We start from the raw sequence: 17,621 nt of genomic DNA, 5'->3' as shown, positions 1-17,621 counted from the left end.
CCAGAAGCGAAAGGATTCGGACGGGGTCAGCTCGGTCGTGAGACCCTTTGCGGCGTCGAGGCGCCTCGGATCTCCGCCGGCCCTCAAAGGCTCAGCGCTGCCTGTCGAAGCCCCGGCCAACAGGCCTGCGTCCTCATTTCGCGAGGCTTCGGCCAACAGGCCTACGCCTTGCGGTCGAGCGCGACGCCGTAGAGTTCCATGCGGTGATCGACGAGGCGGAAGCCCAGGCGCTCGGCGATCTGCTTCTGGAGCAGCTCGAGCTCGGGATCGACGAACTCGATCACCTTGCCCGTCTCGACGTCGATCAGATGGTCGTGATGCGCCTCGGGCGCGGGCTCGTAGCGCGCGCGGCCGTCGCCGAAATCGTGGCGGTCGAGAATCCCCGCCTCCTCGAACAGCCGGACGGTGCGGTAGACCGTCGCGATCGAGATGCCGGGATCGATCGCCGAGGCGCGGGCATAGACCTTCTCGACATCGGGATGGTCCTCCGCTTCGGAGAGGACGCGGGCGATCACCTTGCGCTGCTCGGTGATGCGGAGACCCTTTTCATGGCAAAGGGCTTCGAGATCGATCTTGCGGGCCATGGCGGTGATGTAGCGCTTATGACCGCCACGGAAAAGGGGACCGGAGAAACAGCAAACGCCGGCCGGACCCATGGCCCGGCCGGCGTTCGCTGGATGCGGCGCCAGCTGCCGCTACCCGGTACACTCGCTGGGTGGCCGGGTGGGGAGCGGGCTGGCGCCAAAAACCTCAGCGCTTGCGGCGCTTGGTGCCGAGGCCGATCTTCTTGGCCAGGCTGCGACGTTGCTCGGCATAGTTGGGCGCGACCATCGGATAGTCGGCGGGCAGGTTCCACTTGGCGCGATACTGTTCCGGCGTCATCTGATAGTGCGTCATCAGGTGCCGCTTCAGCATCTTGAGCTTCTTCCCGTCCTCGAGGCAGACGATATAGTCCGGCTTGATCGACGAACGGATCGACACCGCCGGTTCCTGCTTCTTGACTTCCGGCTCGGCTGCCTTGGTACCCAGGCCCGCAAGCGCGCCATGGACATTGGCGATCAGCAACGGAAGGTCGGAAACGGCGACGCTATTGTTGCTGACATGTGCGGCAACAATATCGGCGGTTAGCGTGACCAGCGTTTCCTGCATGTCGTTCTGGGCGTCCATTGTGATCCTTTCGAACTGGTGCCGCGGCAGCAAGGTTACACACCGCGCGACAGCCTATCGATCCGAAGCGGAACAATTGCAAGTCCAGTACGAATGCTGTTCGTCGATTCAGTCGATCTTGCGCGAAAAGGTGTGGGCATCGAACAGTTTGCCCTCTTTTCCGCGATAGTATTCGCGCCGTTCACCGATCTTGTCGAAACCTTCGGCGCGATAGAGGCGGACCGCGTCGTTGTTGGCGCGCACCTCAAGATGCAGCACCGCCGCGCCGCGCTCGCGCGAATCGGCGACGATCGAACGCAGCAGCGCGGTGCCGATGCCGCGGCGGCGCATCGCGGGGCGGATGGCGAGCAGCAGCAGCTCGGCTTCGTCGACCGCCGCCCGGGCGAGGGCGAAGCCGGCGGGTTGCGCGCCGCTCCACGCGATGCTGAACCACACGCCCGGCAATGCGATCATCCCCATGCACTGGCTGGGGGTCCAGGCTTCGCCGAAGCGTGGGTCGAACGCCTCGGCCATGATCGCGTTGATCACCGGCAGATCGGCTGGGCGGCCATGGACGATCTCGACCAGTTGCGGCGCGGTGCTCATGACGCGAGCGGCTTGGCGTCCGGCGCACGGCCATAGATGGGCCGGGCCGGGAGCGTGGTGAAGCCGGGCGGAAGCAGCGCGGCGTCGGCTGCCCGGGGCAGCGCCTCGCGCAGGTCGAGCCCGGGGGCGAGCGCGGCGACGTGACGAACGCCGTTGCCGATCGCCGGGCGGCCGCCGAGCGCGGCCAGCGCCGCGTCGGGTCGGCGCGAGGCAAAGGGGCCGGTTTCGGCCAGCGGTCGGGTAAAGGCCTGCATGAAGACCTCACCATGTCCGCCTTCGAGGACGACGGCAAGCGCATCGAGCGCCGGATCGGCGGCGAGTGCGGCGGCGGCGACCAATGGCAACGACGAGAAGCCCGCCACCTCGGCGCTCCAGCCGAGCGCGAGCCCGCGCGCAGCGGCGATGCCGACGCGGATGCCGGTGAAGCTGCCGGGCCCGCAATCGACGAGGATGCGGCCGGCGCGGCCGCCATCGGGCAGCTCGGCGATCATCGGGACCAGCCGCTCGGCATGGCCTCGGCCGACGTCCTCGTGACGCGCTGCCACCACCACGCCGTCGCGGATCAGCGCGACCGAGCAGGCGGCGGTGGCGGTCTCGATGACAAGCGTGAGCGGGATGGTCGTGTCAGGCAATCTTGTTGAACTGCTCGAAGACCGGGCGCGGGCTGCGGCCGAAGATGCTCGCGGGGTCGCCGCGGCCGATCGTGGCGATGAAATTGGTATGGACCGAAGGCTGATCGGCGAAGAAGGCGCGGTCGGTCGCCGCGAAGTCGATCCCCGACATCGGGCCGGTGTCGAAGCCGAGCGCGCGCGCGGCGATCAGCAGATAGGCGCCCTGCAGCGATCCGTTGCGCAGCGCGTGGATCTTGCGCGCGTCGGGGTCGGGAAACCAGCTCCTGGCGTCGGTGTGGGGGAACAGCCAGGGCAGCTGCTCGTGATAATCATAGTCCATGCCGATCACCACCGCGGCGGGCGCCTTGCGGATCTTGGGCGGATTGGCGCCGGTCGCGCAGTCGGCGAGCTTGTCCTTGGCTTCTTGCGACAGGCACCAGACGAAACGCGCGGGCTGCATGTTGGCCGAGGTCGGCCCCATCTTGAGCAGCTCGTAGATCGCGCGGATATCCGCCTCGGTCACCTCGCCCGGCAGATAGCCGTTGTAAGTGCGGGCGGTGCGGAAGATCGTGTCGAGGCCCGCCTCGTCGAGCGGCGTGCCCATCAGACGGCGCGCACTTCGGTGACCTCGGGCACATAATATTTGAGCAGCTGCTCGATCCCGTTCTTGAGCGTCGCGGTCGAGGAAGGGCAGCCCGAGCAGGCGCCCTGCATCTGGAGATAGACCTTCCCCTTGTCGAAGCCGCGATAGACGATGTCGCCGCCGTCATTGGCGACCGCGGGGCGCACGCGCGTCTCGATCAGCTCCTTGATCTGCGCGACGATGTCCGCATCCTCGGGATTGTCGGCGAGGGCCTCCTCGGGCGGAACCGAGAAACCCGCGGCGGTGCCCGGGCGGAACAGCGGCATGCTGGCGCTGAAATGGTCGAGCAGGATCGCGAGCACATCGGGCTTGAGCCCGGTCCACTCGACCCCGGGCGCGGCGGTGACCGAGATGAAGTCGCGGCCGAAGAACACGCCGGTGACGTCGCCGAGGTTGAACAGCGCTTCGGCGAGCGGCGAGGCCTCGGCCTCTTCCGGGGTCGCGAAATCGCGCGTGCCGGCATCCATCACGGTGCGGCCGGGCAGGAACTTCAGGGTCGCCGGGTTGGGCGTGGCTTCGGTCTCGATCAGCATGGGGTTCATTTGGCCCCGAACCCCCGCCGCATCAAGCAAGGAAGCGGAAACGCTTTGTTCGCCGTGGACAAGCACAGACACGGCCGCTTTCCTTTTGCGTCGAGGAAGAGTAAGGCACCGCGTCTTTTTCCGTACCGTTCCCAAGAGGTTTGTTTGGCCAAGGAAGAACTGCTTGAAATGCGCGGCCGCGTGGTGGAGCTGCTCCCCAACGCGATGTTCCGCGTCCGGCTCGAGAATGATCACGAGATTCTCGGTCACACCGCCGGCAAGATGCGCAAGAACCGCATCCGCGTCCTGGTGGGCGACGAAGTCCTCGTCGAACTGACGCCCTACGACCTGACCAAGGGCCGCATCACCTATCGCTTCAAATAAGGCCGGGCCGGTGCGGCTCGTACTTGCCTCGACATCGCCGCGCCGCCGCGACCTGCTCGCGCGGATCGGCGTGATGCCCGACCGGGTGGTGGGTCCCCATATCGACGAGAATCCGCTCAAGGGCGAGCTGCCGCGCGTGTACGCGGTACGGCTCGCCGAAGCGAAGGCGCGCGCGGTGGCGCGGGCGGAGGACGAGATCGTCGTCGCAGGCGACACCACCATCGCGCTCGGCCGCCGCATCCTGCCCCCGGCCGAGACCGAAGCGGTGCAGCGCGAACTGCTCGCCGCGTTGTCGGGCCGCCGCCACCATTGCCTGTCCGCCGTCTGCGTGATCGGGCTCGATGGCCGTGCGCGCGTGCGCCTCGCCGACACGATCGTGGCGTTCAAGCGGCTGAGCGCGGCGGAGATCGACCGCTATGTCGCGTGCGGCGAGGGGCTGGGCAAGGCCGGCGGCTACGCCATCCAGGGCCGCGCCGAGGCGTTCGTGCGCTTCCTGTCGGGCACGCATTCGGGGGTGGTCGGGCTGCCGCTGTTCGACACGCGCGCGCTGCTGGAGAGCGCTGGATACCCCTTGTCGTGAGGTCGGCCCTTGGCTGAGTGGCTCTACGAGGCCGGGATCGGCGAGAACCGCGCGGCTTTGGTCGCGCGCGGCGTGATCTGGAAGGCGGCGATCGAGCTGCCGGGCCTTCGCGCCGGCACGGTCGCGCGCGCGCGCCTGATCGACCGCATCACCGGCAAGGTCGCGCTCGACACCGGCGAGGAGGCGCTCTGCGACCCGCTGCCGCCCGGCATCACGCAGGGCGCGAGCTTCACCGTGCGGATCGTGCGCGAGCCGATCGCCGAGAAAGGCCGCGCCAAGCTGCCCAAGGCCGTGCCGGCCGATGCGCCGCCGATGCCGGGCCCCGACCTGCTCACCCGGATCAAGGCGACCGATCTGCCGGTGCGCCAGCTGCGCGCGCACGAGCCCGACCTGCTCGAGGACGCCGGATGGTCCGAGCTGCTCGAGGAGGCCGCGACCGGCGAGATCGGTTTTGCGGGTGGCGCGCTGCGGATGGCGGTGACGCCCGCGATGACCTTGTTCGACGTCGATGGCCCGGCGCCGCTGGGCGTGCTCTCGATCAGCGCGGCGCATGCGGTCGCGCAGGCGATGGAGCGGATGGAGATCACCGGTTCGGTCGGCATCGACTTCCCGACGCTCGCCAACAAGGCCGAGCGCAATGCCGTCGCCGAAGCGATCGACGCTGCGCTGCCGCAGCCGTTCGAGCGGACGTCGATGAACGGCTTCGGCTTTCTCCAGATCGTGCGGCGGCGGACGCGCATGTCGCTGCCCGAGCTGCTCGCGGCGGATCCCGCGGGCGCGGCGCTGCGTGCCGAGCTGCGGCGGCTCGAACGCCTTCCCCCGCCCGCGCCCGATACCCATATACTGCCTGCCGTCCTGTTGCGGCGTCTGGAGCGCGAGCCCGGATGGCTTGCCGAGCTGCACCGCCGCACCGGCGGGCGCACCGAGTTTGTGGAGCAGATGTGAAACGCGACGATTGCCCGATCTGCGGCAACACCCCCGATCCGGCGTTCAAGCCCTTCTGCAGCCGCGGCTGCAAGGATCGCGATCTGCTGCAATGGCTGGGCGAGGGCTATCGCCTGCCTGGCGCGGCGATCGATCCCGATGATGTGGAAGGCGCACAAAGCGGGCTGGACAGGGGCGAACCCCGCGACTAAGAGCGCGCCTTCCCGTTACGTGCCCGGGTAGCTCAGTTGGTAGAGCATGCGACTGAAAATCGCAGTGTCGGCGGTTCGACTCCGTCCCCGGGCACCATTTCCCCGAGATCGGCGATAACGCGCTAGACCGGAACGAAACTGTTGCTCGTCCGGTCCTTGCGCACGCTGCCGGCGGGGAAGACGGTGCCGTTCATCGCGATCCACACGCCGGGGCCCGGCGCGATCTGGACCGTGGCGAAGGCCATGCCGAGGTTGAAGGCGGCGTCGCTCTCGGCGAAGCGCGCCGGGGCGAGCGCGCCAAGCAGCGCGATACGCTTGTCCGGGATGCCGGTCAGCGCCGCGGCGGTCTGCGTCATCGTGTCGGTGCCGTGGGTGATGATGATGCGCTGCTCGGGCGCGGTGTGCGCGGCCTCGGCGATCGCGGCGCGGTCTTCGTCGGTGAGTTCGAGACTGTCCTTGCGCATCAGTTCGACGATGCGCACGTCGCATGCGGCGCGCGCCACGGCGAGCAGCCGCGAGACCACGCTGTCGCCGATCTGATACTCGCTCAGCGCGTCGAAATAGAGCTTGTCGATCGTGCCGCCGGTGGTGAGGACGAGAATGTCTGCCATGCGGCGCCTATAGCCGCGGCGCGCGACACGGCAAAGACGCACCCGCTGACTCGCCCCGGAAGCTGCTCGCCGCCACCGGCATCATACCAATTTACATAAGTGGTATAATCAGCCCTTGAAGAGTTCATGCCAGTTGATTAGTCCAATCGGCAGAACAGAATCATGGGAGCGGCGGATGCGGGTGGGCGGATCATTGGCCTTTGCCATGTTGATGATGGCAGCACCGGCCTTCGCCGCCGACCATCTGGTGCGCGACCAGGACGCCTATTCAGCCGCGGTCAGGAAGGCCGCGCCGGGCGACCGCATCGTCCTGGCCGACGGCGAATGGCGCGACTTCCAGATCGTGTTCACCGGTACCGGCGCTGCGGACAAGCCGATCACGCTGACCGCGCAGACCCCGGGCAAGGTGGTGATCGCGGGCAAATCCAACCTGCGCATCGGCGGCAAGCATCTGGTGGTGTCGAACCTCGTCTTCCGCGACGGCTTCTCGCCCACCAAGGAGCTGATCGCGCTGCGCCGCGATTCGAAGACGGTCGCGAGCGACACGCGGCTGACCGGCATCGTGGTCGACAATTTCACCAACCCCGACCGCCGCGCCGAGGACATCTGGGTCGCGATCTATGGCGCGGACAACCGCGTCGACCATTCATGGTTCGCGGGCAAGGGCAATGCCGGGGTGACGCTCGCGGTGATCCGGCCCAAGGGTCAGCCGCAGGAGAACCGCGCACGAATCGACCATAATTATTTCGGTCCGCGCCCGCCGCTCGGCTCGAACGGCGGCGAGACGATCCGCATCGGCACGAGCGATGAATCGCTCAGCGATTCGAAGACGGTGATCGAGCGCAACTGGTTCGAGAAATGCGACGGCGAGGTCGAAATCGTCTCGATCAAGTCGGGCGGCAACGTCATCCGCGGCAACATGATCGTCGAGTCGCAGGGTGCGATCGTGCTGCGCCATGGCAACGGCAACCTGGTCGAGCGCAACGTCTTCCTCGGCAAGGGCAAGCCGAGCACCGGCGGGATCCGGGTGATCAATCGCGACCAAGTGGTGCGCGATAATTATCTGGAGGGGGTCACCGGCACCTCGTTTCTGAGCGCGATCGCGGTGATGAACGGCGTGCCGAACTCGGTGATCAACCGCTATCATCAGGTCGCCAATGCGCGGATCGAGCGTAATTCGATCATCGAGGCGGCGCGAATCACCTTCGGCGCCGGTGCCGACGCCGAGCGCAGCGCGCCGCCGGTGAGCAGCCGGTTCGAGCGCAACCTGATCGTCAATGCCGACGGCAAGGACATCGTGCGCAACGAAGGCGATGTCTCGGGCATCGCGATGGCGGGCAATGTGCGCGGGGCGGTGAAGCTCGAGCGCGCCGCCAACGGTCTGCTCTATCCGGTCGATGCGGCGGTGGACGCGGGCGCGCCGCGCGACCTGGTGCCGCTCAAGCGCGAGGAAGCAGGTCCCGCCTGGTATCCCAAGGACGTGCCCGCGGTCGCCGCCGGGCGGCAAATCGACGCGCCGGCGCAGGCCGACGCGCTGGCGAAGGCGGTGGCTGCGGCCGCGCCGGGCGACACGATCCGCGTGGCGGCGGGGGTGCACCGCGTGCTGGGTCCCGTCGCCATCGCACACCCGCTGACGATCACCGGCCCGCGCGAGGCGGTGATCGAGAGCCTGGGCGTGACGCTGTTCCAGCTGTTCCCCGGCGGGAGCCTGACGCTGCGCGGCGTGACGCTGTCCGGCGCCGAGGCGACCGGCACCGCGCGCAACGCGCTGGTGCGCGCGCCGCAGGCGGTGAGCGCGTACAACTATCGCGTCGCGCTCGAGAACGTCGCGGTGCAGGACCTCAACGCGCCGAACTTCGACGTCTATGCGGCGACGCCGGGCACCTTTGCCGAGAAGGTCGAGATCCGCGGGTCGAGCTTCGCCAAGGTGAGCGGCGCGGTGGTCGCGGCGGCGGCGGAGACCGGGAGCAAGGGGCTCTACAGCGCCGAGCAGATCGAGATCACCGACAACAGCTTCGCCGAAGTCGCGACGGTCGCCGATGTCGCGCGGCTCGGGACCGACGAGAGCACCTTCGGCCCGCGCTTCGTGATGACGAACAATGCGGTCGCGCGCCGCGGCAAGGTGCGGCTGTCCGGCGTGCAGTCGATCGAGATCGTGCGCAACCGCTTCGCCGAAGCGGACGGGATCGAGATCGCCAACAGCGTGGGCGCGCCGGTGGTGCGGATCACCGACAACCGCTTCGCCGCGACGCCCGAGCCCAAGGTGACCAAGCTCTACCCGCAGGGCGCGCCCGATGTCGTGGTGGCGGGCAACGTCGTGGTGGGGCGCCCGTGATGCGCCTGGCCCTTGCCGCAGCGCTGCTGGCGACAGCGACGCCCGTCTTCGCGCAGGACGCGACCGCACCGGTGCTCGCCAGCACCGAGGCCTATCGCGCGATGGCAGCCGAGGGCGCCCGCGCGCCGCTGTTCGCGCGCGAGCTCGAGAACGCGCGCAGGGCGGTCGCGGCGGGGATGCGCGCCGGGATCGACGTGCCGGTGCCGAAGGATCGCGGCGGCGGGCCGACGCACGAGCGGCACAAGGACAATTACAAGCTGATCCAGCTGGCTGGGACGCTCTACCGGGTGACCGGCGACAAGCGCTACGCCGACTATGTCCGCGACATGCTGCTGGCGTACGCGAAGCTCTATCCGGGGCTGGGCAGGCATCCGGCGGCGGCGAACCAGGTGCCGGGGCGGCTGTTCTGGCAGAGCCTCAACGACAGCGTGTGGCTGGTGCACGCGATCCAGGGTTACGACGCGGTGCGTGGCGATCTCACGCCCGCCGAGCGCAAGACGATCGACGATCAGGTGTTCCGCCGCATGGCCGCGTTCCTGACCGGCGAGCCCAACACCTTCGACCGCATCCACAATCATTCGACCTGGGCCAATGCCGGGGTCGGCATGACCGGCTATGTGCTGCGCGACAGGACTTTGGTGGAACAGGCGCTCAAGGGTAGCGACCGCAGCGGCAAGGTCGGCTTCCTGCGCCAGCTCGACCTGCTCTTCTCGCCCGACGGCTATTATGCCGAGGGGCCTTATTACCAGCGCTATGCGCTCCAGCCCTTCATGGTGTTCGCGCAGGCGATCCAGGACAACGAGCCCGAGCGGAAGATCTTCGAATATCGCGACGGGATCGTGCTCAAGGCGATCCGCACCGCGGTGCAGACGACCTATTCGGGCTATTTCTTCCCGATCAACGACGCGATGCCCGACAAGAGCCTCAGGACCGAGGAGCTCTATCAGGGGGTGGCGATCGGCTATGCCGCGAGCGGCGACGCCGGACTGCTCGGGATCGCGCAATGGCAAGGCAAGGTCGCGCTGTCGCCGCAGGGCTTTGCGGTCGCGCGCGACATCGCGGCGGGCAAGGCCAAGCCGTTTGCCTTCGCCTCGACGCTGCTGCGCGACGGGCCCGAGGGCAAGGACGGGGCGCTCGCGATCCTGCGCTCGGGGCCTGAGGAGACGGCGCAGGTCGTCGTCGCCAAGAACACCGCGCAGGGCATGGGCCATGGCCATTTCGACAAGCTCAATTGGCTGCTCTACGACAATGGCAATGCGATCGTGACCGACTATGGCGCGGCGCGCTTCCTCAACATCGAGGCCAAGGACGGCGGGCGCTATCTGCCCGAGAATGACAGCTGGGCGCAGCAGACCATCGCGCACAATACGCTGGTGGTGGACGAGACCAGCCATTTTGGCGCCAAGCTCAAGCCCGCCGAGGCGGTGGCGCCGGTGCAGCTCGCGTTCAAGGGCGAGGGGCCGGCGCGCTGGTCGATCGGCGAGATGGCCGGGGCCTATCCCGGCGTCACCTTCCGCCGCGCGCTGGTGCAACTCGATATGGGGGCGAAAGCCTCGCCGCTGGTGCTCGACCTGCTCACCGTCAAGAACGCCGGCAAGGCGACCTACGACCTGCCGCTGCACTTTGCCGGGCACATCATCGACACCGATTTGAAGCTCGCATCGAACGTGACTGCGCGGCCGGCGCTGGGCAAGGCCAATGGCTATCAGCATCTGTGGGTCGATGCGACCTCGCCGCTCGCCAATGGACAGGGGCGGGTGACCTGGATCACCGGTGGGCGCTTCTACACCTATCGCATGGCGACCGCGGGGGCGCAGGCGATCCTTGCCGAGAGCGGCGCCAACGATCCGCGCTTCAACCTGCGGCGCGAGCCAGTGGTGATCCAGCGGATCGAGGGTGCGGGTGACGCCGTGTTCCTGAGCCTGGTCGAGCCGCACGGCCGCTACGACGCCGCGACCGAGACGACGACCAACAGCCGCAGCGCGGTGACGGGCTTGTCGATGACCGAGGCGGGCGGCGCGCGGGTTGCGACGATTTCGCTCACGGGCGGGCGGCACATCCTCGTTGCGATCGCGACGGACACCAATGCGGACGAGGCGCACAGCGTCACCGTGAACGGGCGCAAGCTCGAATGGCGCGGACCGGTCGGCCGGTTCGACGGAGAGGCAGGCAAATGAAATCGGGTTTCCGCTGGTGGATCATCGGGCTGATCGCGATCGCGACCGTGATCAACTATATCGACCGCAACGCGCTCGCGGTGATGTGGCCCGAGGTCGCCAAGGACATCGGCGCCGACAAGGAAGACTATGCGCTGCTGGTGACCATCTTCATGGTCTTCTACGCGCTCGGCCAGTCGCTGTTCGGCAAGATCTTCGACGTGGTCGGCACGCGGATGGGCTTCGCCATCTCGATCATCGTGTGGTCGCTGTCGATCGCCGCGCACAGCTTCGTGCGCTCGATGGCGATGCTCGGCGTGCTGCGCGGTACGCTGGGGATCAGCGAGGCGGGCAACTGGCCCGGCGCGGCCAAGGCCAATGCCACCTGGTTCCCGCGTTCCGAGCGTGCCTTCGCCCAAGGCATCTTCAACGCCGGCGCGTCGCTGGGCGCGATCGTCTCGGCACCTTTGGTTGCGGTGCTGTTCGGGGTGGTCGGCTGGCGCACCACCTTCCTGATCGTCGGCATCCTCGGCTTCCTGTGGCTGCTGCCGTGGCTGTGGGTCTACAAGTCCGATCCCGACGCGCACCCCTGGCTGAGCAAGGCCGAGCGCGAGCATATCCTCGGTGCCAACGAGCGCGTCGGTACGGACGCCAAGCCGCATGGCTATGCGCCGTCGATGGGCCAGTTGCTTCGCCACAAACAGGCTTGGGCGGTGATGGCCGGGCGCTTCTTCCTCGATCCGATCTGGTGGCTGTTCGTGTCGTGGCTGCCGATCTACTTGAACGAGAGCTTCGGCTTCGACGTCAAGCAGATCGGCATGTTCGCCTGGGTGCCGTTCGTCGGTGCGATGGCGGGCTCGCTTTCGGGCGGGTGGCTGTCGGGCAGACTGATCCAGCGCGGCTGGAGCGCGGACAAGGCGCGCAAGACCGCGATCACGCTGGGCTGCGTGATCATGCTGCCGGCTTTGCTGCTCACCGCGACCGCCTCGACACCGCTTTATGCGGTGCTGCTGATCGCGGCGATCCTGTTCGGCTTCCAGGTGGCGATCAACAATATCCAGACCTTGCCGAGCGACTGGTTCGGCGGCGGCGCGGTCGGCTCGCTCGCCGGGATCAGCGGCACGGCCGCGGTCGCGGGCACGCTGATCACCACCTGGCTGGTGCCGGCGATGACCGAGACCAGCTTCGCGCCGATCTTCATCCTGGGCGCGGCGCTGGTGCCGCTCTCGCTGCTTTCCATCTGGCTCGGCGGCCGGATCGAACCCGTTCAACCCAACACCAAGAACTAAGGGGCTTACATGCGTTTCAAGGACAAGGTTGCCATCGTCACCGGCGGCGGACGCGACATCGGCAAGTCGATCTCGCTGCGGCTCGCGAGCGAGGGCGCGAAGGTCGTCGTCAACTATCGCAGCGACGAGGCGGCGGCCAAGGCGACGCTCGACGAAATCGAGACGGCGGGCGGCACCGGCCTGCTCGCGCGCGCAGACGTGACCAAGGCGGACGAGGCGGAATGGCTGGTCAAGGCCGCGACCGAGGCGTTCGGGGGCAAGATCGACGTGCTGGTCAACTGCGCCGGGGGCATGGTGGCGCGCAAGACGCTCGCCGAGATGGACGAAGCGTTCTTCGACACGGTGATGGACCTGAACCTCAAGTCCGCCTTCCTCGTCACCAAGGCGGCGCTGCCGCACCTCGAACAGGGCGCGGCGATCGTCAACATCGCCTCGCAGGCCGGGCGCGACGGCGGCGGGCCGGGCGCGAGCGTCTATGCCGCGTCCAAGGGCGCGATGATGACGATCACGCGCAGCTGGGCGAAGGAGTTGGGACCGCAGGGAATCCGCGTCAACGCGCTGTGCCCCGGCCTGATCGGCACCTCGTTCCACGACATCTTCTCCAAGCCCGAGGGTCGCGCCGCGACCGCCGGCAACACCCCGCTGCGCCGCGAGGGGCATCCGGACGAGGTCGCGGCGGCGGTCGCCTTCCTCGCCTCGGGCGACGCCTCGTTCCTCACGGGGACGAATGTCGACATCAACGGCGGACTCGCTTTCTCGTGAGCCGGCTCGCGCTCGCCGCCGCTGCACTGGCGCTCGTGCCGGCGGCTCATGCCCAGCAGGCCCGCGAGCGCACCGACGCGCCGCCGATCGAACCCTACAAGATCGTGCTGGTCGGGGATTCGACCATGGCGGTCGGCAGCGGCTGGGCGTCGATGTTCTGCGCGCGGCACGTCAAGTCGTCGACCGCGTGCCTCAACCTCGGGCGCGGCGGGCGTTCGACGCGCAGCTACCGCCAGGAGGGCTCGTGGCCGGTCGCGCTCGCGGAGGCCAAGGTGCCGGGGTACAAGGCGACCTATGTGCTGATCCAGTTCGGCCATAACGACCAGTCGAGCGCGCCCGAGCGCTGGACCGAGCAGGGCACCGAGTTTCCGGCGAACCTGACCAGGATGGTCGAGGAGGTGCGCGCGGCAGGGGCGGTGCCGGTACTGGTGACCCCGCTGGCGCGGCGCCAGTTCAAGGACGGCAAGCTCGACAACACGCTGGAGAGCTGGGCCGAGCAGGTGCGAAAGGTCGCGACGGCGACCAGCACCCCGCTGGTCGACCTCAACCGGCGCAGTGCGGCGGTGGTGCAGAAGCTCGGGCCCGAGGAGTCGATGGTGCTCGCCCAGGCCGAGCCGACCGCCGAGGAACGCGCGGCGGCCAGGACCGGGACGACGCTCAGGCCGCGTCCGGCAGAAGAGGCGCGGCTCCCGCCCGTGCCGATCAAGCCCGGTGGGCCGCGCGGCCAGCATACACTCAAGTTCGACTACACCCATCTCGGCGAGACCGGCGCGGGGGTGTTCGCGAAGTTGGTGGCCGACGACCTCGCACGCGCCGTGCCCGCGCTGGCTTCGCAGCTGGTCCCGTAACTGGTAGGACCAATTTACGGGTAGAGGCATAAGAGATCGGTTGACAATTATAGGTCAACCGGCAAACAGTGAATTGAAAGATTGGACTCAGGGAGAGGGTGAATGGGTAAGCCGGCAACCGCCGAGCGCTCGGCGCGCATGCGCGCATGGCTGATGGGAAGCGCGGCGCTGTCGCTGCTCGCCGCGGCGCAGGCGACCGCGCAGGAGCAGACGCCGCCCGAGCCCGCCCCGGCCGAAGAGGAAGAGGTCGTCATCTCGGGCATCCGCGAGACCCTGCGGACCTCGATCGACGTCAAGAAGCGCGAGACCGCGATCGTCGACGCGCTGTCGACCGACGAGATCGGCGACCTGCCCGCGCTGTCGGTCGGCGAGGCGATCCAGACGATCACCGGCGCGACCACGCACCGCGAGAAGGGCGGCGCCTCGGAAATCGCGCTGCGCGGCCTCGGGCCGTTCCTGAGCAACGCGACCTTCAACGGGCGCGACGCGACCAACGGATCGGGCGATCGCTCGGTCAACTTCAACCAGTTCCCCTCGGAGCTGATCAACAACATCAAGATCTACAAGACGCAGCAGGCCGACCTGGTCGAGGGCGGGGTCGCCGGCACGATCGACATCGGCACGCTGCGCCCGCTCGATTTCGGCAAGATGCGCGTGCAGGGCGAGATCAAGGCGAACTACAGCCCGTACCAGGACAAGGTGATCGGATCCTCGGCCTGGGGCTGGCGCGGGACGCTGTCTTATGTCGACCAATATGAGCTGGGCGGGCTGGGCGAGCTCGGCATCGCGATCGGCGTGCAGCGCAACAGCACCAACAACCCCGAAGAGACCGTCGCGGGCAGCTCGACCTGGACCGCATGCAACGCGACGGTCATCGCAGCGGGCAACTGCACCCCGATCACGGCGGCGCAGGCGAATGCGGGCACGCCCTATTTTCTGGCCCCCAACTCGATGGCCTGGCGCCAGATCAGCGAGACCGACCAGCGCGACGCGGTGTTCGGCGCGATCCAGTGGAAATTCTCGGACCGGGTCGAGCTCAACATCGACGGGCAATATTCGGATCGCACCTTCGTCGAGAACCGGCGCGACCTCAACATCTCGGAGATGCGCAACGGGCTGACCAACGTCGTCTACGACGAGAATGGCGTCATCCAGAAGATGAACGGCCTGAGTGCGATCGAATCGACCGCGTCGAATCTGGCGCGGTCCGAGGAGTATCTGGGGGGCGGCGCCAATCTGCGCTGGCAGGCGAGCGACCGGCTGACGCTGGCGCTCGACGGCTCCTACTCGCGCACGATCCGCACCGAGATCGAGCGCCAGGTACGACTGCGCACCGATCCGTTCGACATGAACGGCAATCGCAACTTCTTCTCCACCGCACCCTTCGCGTCGAGCAACATGCGCGTGCCCTATACCTATGAGGTGAAGTCGGGGAATTACGCGCCGACGATCACCTTTGACCCGCGCTTCGATCCGAACAACCACGCGCTGTTCTGGGATGATGCCCGCCCGCGCCGCGACGAGAGCGAGCGGCGCAACGAAATCTGGGGCGTGCGGCTCGACGCCGACTACAAGCTCGACGGGTTCATCAGCAACATCGCGATCGGCGGGCGCTGGGCCGAGCAGACCTTCCGCGACTTTGACGTGCGCAACGAGATCACCGTCAATCCGCCGGGGCCGCCGGGCGCGGGCCGCGAGGATGCGCGGATCAACCTGCTGTGCCGCACGCAGTTCCCGCAGACCGGCTTTCTGGAGCAGGCGCGCGGCAACACGATCACCAGCTGGGCGACCTTCGATCCGCTCTGCCTGATGCGCGAATATACCGGGTCGGAGGATCCGGGCCGCCCCGCCGAAATGCGTTCGTCCGCCAATCGCGACGTGACCGAGCAGACACTGGCCGGCTATGTCATGGCCGAATATGCCGGCGATCTCGGCGCCATGCCGGTGCGCGGCAATTTCGGCGTTCGCGTGGTCAACACCAAGGTGACCTCGATCGGGCTGCGCAGCGCGTTCGACGTGGTCCCCGCGCCCGGCGGTGCGGTGAGGCTGCAGCCGACGGGCGACTTCGAGACGGTGACGCTGAAGGGCGAGACGACGCGCGTCCTGCCCAGCATCAACGCGATCTTCGAGCTTCAGCCGAACCGGCTGCTGCTGCGCGCCGCCGCCTATCGCGCGATGTCGCGTCCGGCGCCGAGCGCGCTGGGGGCAGGCCGCTCGTTCACCCTCGACACCAGCGGCACCACGATCGAGGACGCGATCGCGGAGATCCGCGCCAATGGCAGCCCGGCGCTCAAGCCGCTGATGTCGTGGAATGGCGACCTTGCGCTCGAATATTATCCCAATCGGGATTCGCTGTTCTCGGCGACGCTCTATTTCAAGGAGTTCAGCGGCGGCTTCATGCTGGTGCAGAATGACGAGCAGTTCACGATCGGCGGGCAGCAGGTGACCGTACCGGTGATCCAGACCGCCAACAGCCCGGACAAGAGCCAGCTATGGGGCGTCGAGATCACGCTCGCCAACCGCTTCTCGTGGCTGCCCAAGCCGCTCGACGGGTTCGGCGGCAAGCTCAGCTACAATTATGCCGACACCAATTTCGAGAATGAGGATCTTCTGCTCGGCGAGATCTTCAATCCCGCGACGGGGGTGACGACCCCGCGGATCGTGCCGCCCGCCGGCCTTTCCGGCTTCTCGAAGCATGTCGTCTCGGCCCAGCTCTACTACCAGCTCGGCGGCTTCTCGATCCAGGGCATCTACAACTACCGTTCGAACTATTATCAGGACTTCGTCGGCGGCAATACGCAGCTGCGTTACGTGCGCGACAACGAGACGTTCGACCTGCGCGCCTCTTACGACGTCAACCGCAACCTCTCGCTGCGGTTCGAGGCGACCAACATCCTCGACGCGCCCAAGATCACCGACATGCCGGTACAGGGCAGCATCCGCCAATATCACTATTACGGCCCGCGCTACTTCATCGGCGCGCGGGTCCGGCTCTAGTCCCGGTTCGGCGGTGCCGACACCGCGCCGACCCGCGTCCCTTCCGTCGGTCCGCCCCTCCTCTCCGCGGGCGGGCGGAGGGGCGCGCGGGCCGTTCGCATGTGCTTGCGCTTTGGCGCGCAGGCAATAAGGATCGGGCGATGCGAATTGGTGAGGACCGCCGTGGTTGACCGGCTATACCAGAGCATTGCCGATCAGATCACCGCGCTGATCGACGAGGGGGTGTTTCCGCCCGGATCACGCCTGCCCGGGGAGCGCGAGCTGGCCGAGCGGTTCAACGTCAGCCGCGTGACGATCCGCGAGGCGGAGATCGCGCTGCAGGCGATCGGCCGCATCCGCATCAAGACCGGCTCGGGCGTCTATGTCACCGACGGCCAGGCCGCGCGCGCCGACGAGGCGCCGGCGGTGAGCGCGTTCGAGCTGACCGAAGCGCGATCGCTGTTCGAATCGGAGGCGGCGGCGCTCGCGGCCTCGACGATCACGCCCGAGACGCTGGAACGGCTCGACGAACTGCTCGAGATCATGGGTAGAGACGATGGCGAGGACGACAAGTCGACCGAGGCGGACCAGGAATTCCACCTGCTGATCGCCTCCGCCTCGGGCAACCAGGCGATCATCCATGTGATCAAGTCGCTCTGGCGGATGCGCACCGAGGTGCCCGAGGTGCGCACCACCTATGCCAGCGTCTGCCAGCATGACGGCCGCACTCGCCAGCAGGAGCACGCCGCGATCGTCGATGCCTTGCGCGCAGGCGATCCCGGCGCGGCGCGCGTGGCGATGCGCCAGCATTTCAACCGGCTGCTCGAAGCGATGCTCGACGCGACCGAGGAGCGCGCGATCCTCGAGCTGCGGCGCAAGGCGGCGGAGAGCCGCGAACGCTTCCTGATGAGCGCGCGGTTACGCTGAGATCTGGGCTGAAAACGCAATGACCCGCGCGTTGACGCCCGGATGTGGTAGCGCTACCAGTATTTTGGCCCGCACGGGTTGAAAATTCAT

18 protein-coding genes and 1 tRNA gene are annotated in these 17,621 nt (G+C 67.7%); 12 read left to right on the top strand and 7 right to left on the bottom strand.

The window, feature by feature from the left end; genetic code table 11:
- Positions 1–161: 161 nt before the first annotated feature.
- The 6 genes from ACO227_RS04970 to ACO227_RS04945 all read right to left on the bottom strand — a co-directional run bounded on the left by ACO227_RS04970 (position 162) and on the right by ACO227_RS04945 (position 3,539).
- Complete coding sequence (locus tag ACO227_RS04970; RefSeq protein ID WP_066578943.1) at positions 162–584, bottom strand: Fur family transcriptional regulator; 423 nt, start codon at positions 582–584, stop codon at positions 162–164.
- Between the two features lie 166 nt (positions 585–750).
- Positions 751–1,167, bottom strand: coding sequence for a MucR family transcriptional regulator (locus ACO227_RS04965; RefSeq protein WP_423605783.1), 417 nt, complete (start codon positions 1,165–1,167; stop codon positions 751–753).
- A gap of 108 nt (positions 1,168–1,275) precedes the next feature.
- Positions 1,276–1,752: a ribosomal protein S18-alanine N-acetyltransferase gene (rimI, locus tag ACO227_RS04960; protein ID WP_423605781.1), complete on the bottom strand. Its 477-nt coding sequence runs from the start codon at positions 1,750–1,752 to the stop codon at positions 1,276–1,278.
- A complete protein-coding gene (gene tsaB, locus ACO227_RS04955) occupies positions 1,749–2,384 on the bottom strand; it encodes a tRNA (adenosine(37)-N6)-threonylcarbamoyltransferase complex dimerization subunit type 1 TsaB (protein ID WP_423605780.1) in 636 nt (211 codons plus the stop codon). The genes rimI and tsaB overlap by 4 nt, the downstream gene beginning before the upstream one ends.
- Positions 2,377–2,967, bottom strand: a complete 591-nt coding sequence (locus ACO227_RS04950; RefSeq protein WP_423605778.1) for a malonic semialdehyde reductase — start codon at positions 2,965–2,967, stop codon at positions 2,377–2,379. Before ACO227_RS04950 ends, tsaB begins: the two co-directional genes overlap by 8 nt.
- A complete protein-coding gene (locus ACO227_RS04945) occupies positions 2,967–3,539 on the bottom strand; it encodes a NifU family protein (RefSeq protein ID WP_423605777.1) in 573 nt (190 codons plus the stop codon). Before ACO227_RS04945 ends, ACO227_RS04950 begins: the two co-directional genes overlap by 1 nt.
- A 153-nt stretch (positions 3,540–3,692) precedes the next feature.
- Between ACO227_RS04945 and infA the strand changes: the two genes are divergently transcribed.
- The 5 genes from infA (at position 3,693) to ACO227_RS04920 (ending at position 5,724) form a co-directional block, all read left to right on the top strand.
- On the top strand, positions 3,693–3,911 hold the full coding sequence (gene infA / locus ACO227_RS04940) for a translation initiation factor IF-1 (protein ID WP_066578926.1): 219 nt from the start codon (positions 3,693–3,695) through the stop codon (positions 3,909–3,911).
- 10 nt (positions 3,912–3,921) lie between these two features.
- A complete protein-coding gene (locus ACO227_RS04935) occupies positions 3,922–4,491 on the top strand; it encodes a Maf family protein (RefSeq protein WP_423605775.1) in 570 nt (189 codons plus the stop codon).
- A 9-nt stretch (positions 4,492–4,500) separates the two neighbouring features.
- On the top strand, positions 4,501–5,436 hold the full coding sequence (locus ACO227_RS04930) for a ribonuclease (protein ID WP_423605773.1): 936 nt from the start codon (positions 4,501–4,503) through the stop codon (positions 5,434–5,436).
- Entirely contained in the window at positions 5,433–5,627 is a 195-nt protein-coding gene (locus tag ACO227_RS04925) for a DNA gyrase inhibitor YacG (protein WP_423605772.1), read from the top strand. Before ACO227_RS04930 ends, ACO227_RS04925 begins: the two co-directional genes overlap by 4 nt.
- 21 nt (positions 5,628–5,648) lie before the next feature.
- Positions 5,649–5,724 (top strand) — tRNA-Phe (locus ACO227_RS04920).
- Between the two features lie 25 nt (positions 5,725–5,749).
- Here ACO227_RS04920 and ACO227_RS04915 read toward each other — a convergent pair.
- Complete coding sequence (locus ACO227_RS04915) at positions 5,750–6,238, bottom strand: asparaginase domain-containing protein (protein ID WP_423605770.1); 489 nt, start codon at positions 6,236–6,238, stop codon at positions 5,750–5,752.
- 211 nt (positions 6,239–6,449) lie between these two features.
- Between ACO227_RS04915 and ACO227_RS04910 the strand changes: the two genes are divergently transcribed.
- From ACO227_RS04910 to ACO227_RS04880, 7 genes are all read left to right on the top strand, one after another.
- Entirely contained in the window at positions 6,450–8,573 is a 2,124-nt protein-coding gene (locus tag ACO227_RS04910; protein WP_423605768.1) for a chondroitinase-B domain-containing protein, read from the top strand.
- Complete coding sequence (locus tag ACO227_RS04905; protein WP_423605766.1) at positions 8,573–10,750, top strand: alginate lyase family protein; 2,178 nt, start codon at positions 8,573–8,575, stop codon at positions 10,748–10,750. The genes ACO227_RS04910 and ACO227_RS04905 overlap by 1 nt, the downstream gene beginning before the upstream one ends.
- A complete protein-coding gene (locus tag ACO227_RS04900) occupies positions 10,747–12,018 on the top strand; it encodes an MFS transporter (protein ID WP_423605764.1) in 1,272 nt (423 codons plus the stop codon). The genes ACO227_RS04905 and ACO227_RS04900 overlap by 4 nt, the downstream gene beginning before the upstream one ends.
- A 9-nt stretch (positions 12,019–12,027) precedes the next feature.
- Positions 12,028–12,780, top strand: coding sequence for an SDR family NAD(P)-dependent oxidoreductase (locus tag ACO227_RS04895; RefSeq protein ID WP_423605762.1), 753 nt, complete (start codon positions 12,028–12,030; stop codon positions 12,778–12,780).
- The gene (locus ACO227_RS04890) at positions 12,777–13,628 is read left to right on the top strand and encodes a rhamnogalacturonan acetylesterase (RefSeq protein WP_423605761.1); all 852 of its coding nucleotides are present in this window, start codon (positions 12,777–12,779) and stop codon (positions 13,626–13,628) included. The genes ACO227_RS04895 and ACO227_RS04890 overlap by 4 nt, the downstream gene beginning before the upstream one ends.
- 102 nt (positions 13,629–13,730) lie before the next feature.
- Entirely contained in the window at positions 13,731–16,625 is a 2,895-nt protein-coding gene (locus ACO227_RS04885; protein ID WP_423605759.1) for a TonB-dependent receptor, read from the top strand.
- 162 nt (positions 16,626–16,787) lie between these two features.
- Positions 16,788–17,531 (top strand): FadR/GntR family transcriptional regulator, encoded by a 744-nt coding sequence (locus tag ACO227_RS04880; RefSeq protein ID WP_423605757.1) that lies wholly within the window; start codon positions 16,788–16,790, stop codon positions 17,529–17,531.
- The last annotated feature ends 90 nt before the right edge of the window (positions 17,532–17,621 follow it).

This window comes from Sphingomonas sp. MS122 (assembly GCF_049532975.1).
Classification (GTDB): domain Bacteria; phylum Pseudomonadota; class Alphaproteobacteria; order Sphingomonadales; family Sphingomonadaceae; genus Sphingomonas.
This window is presented reverse-complemented; position numbering and strand designations above follow the sequence as displayed.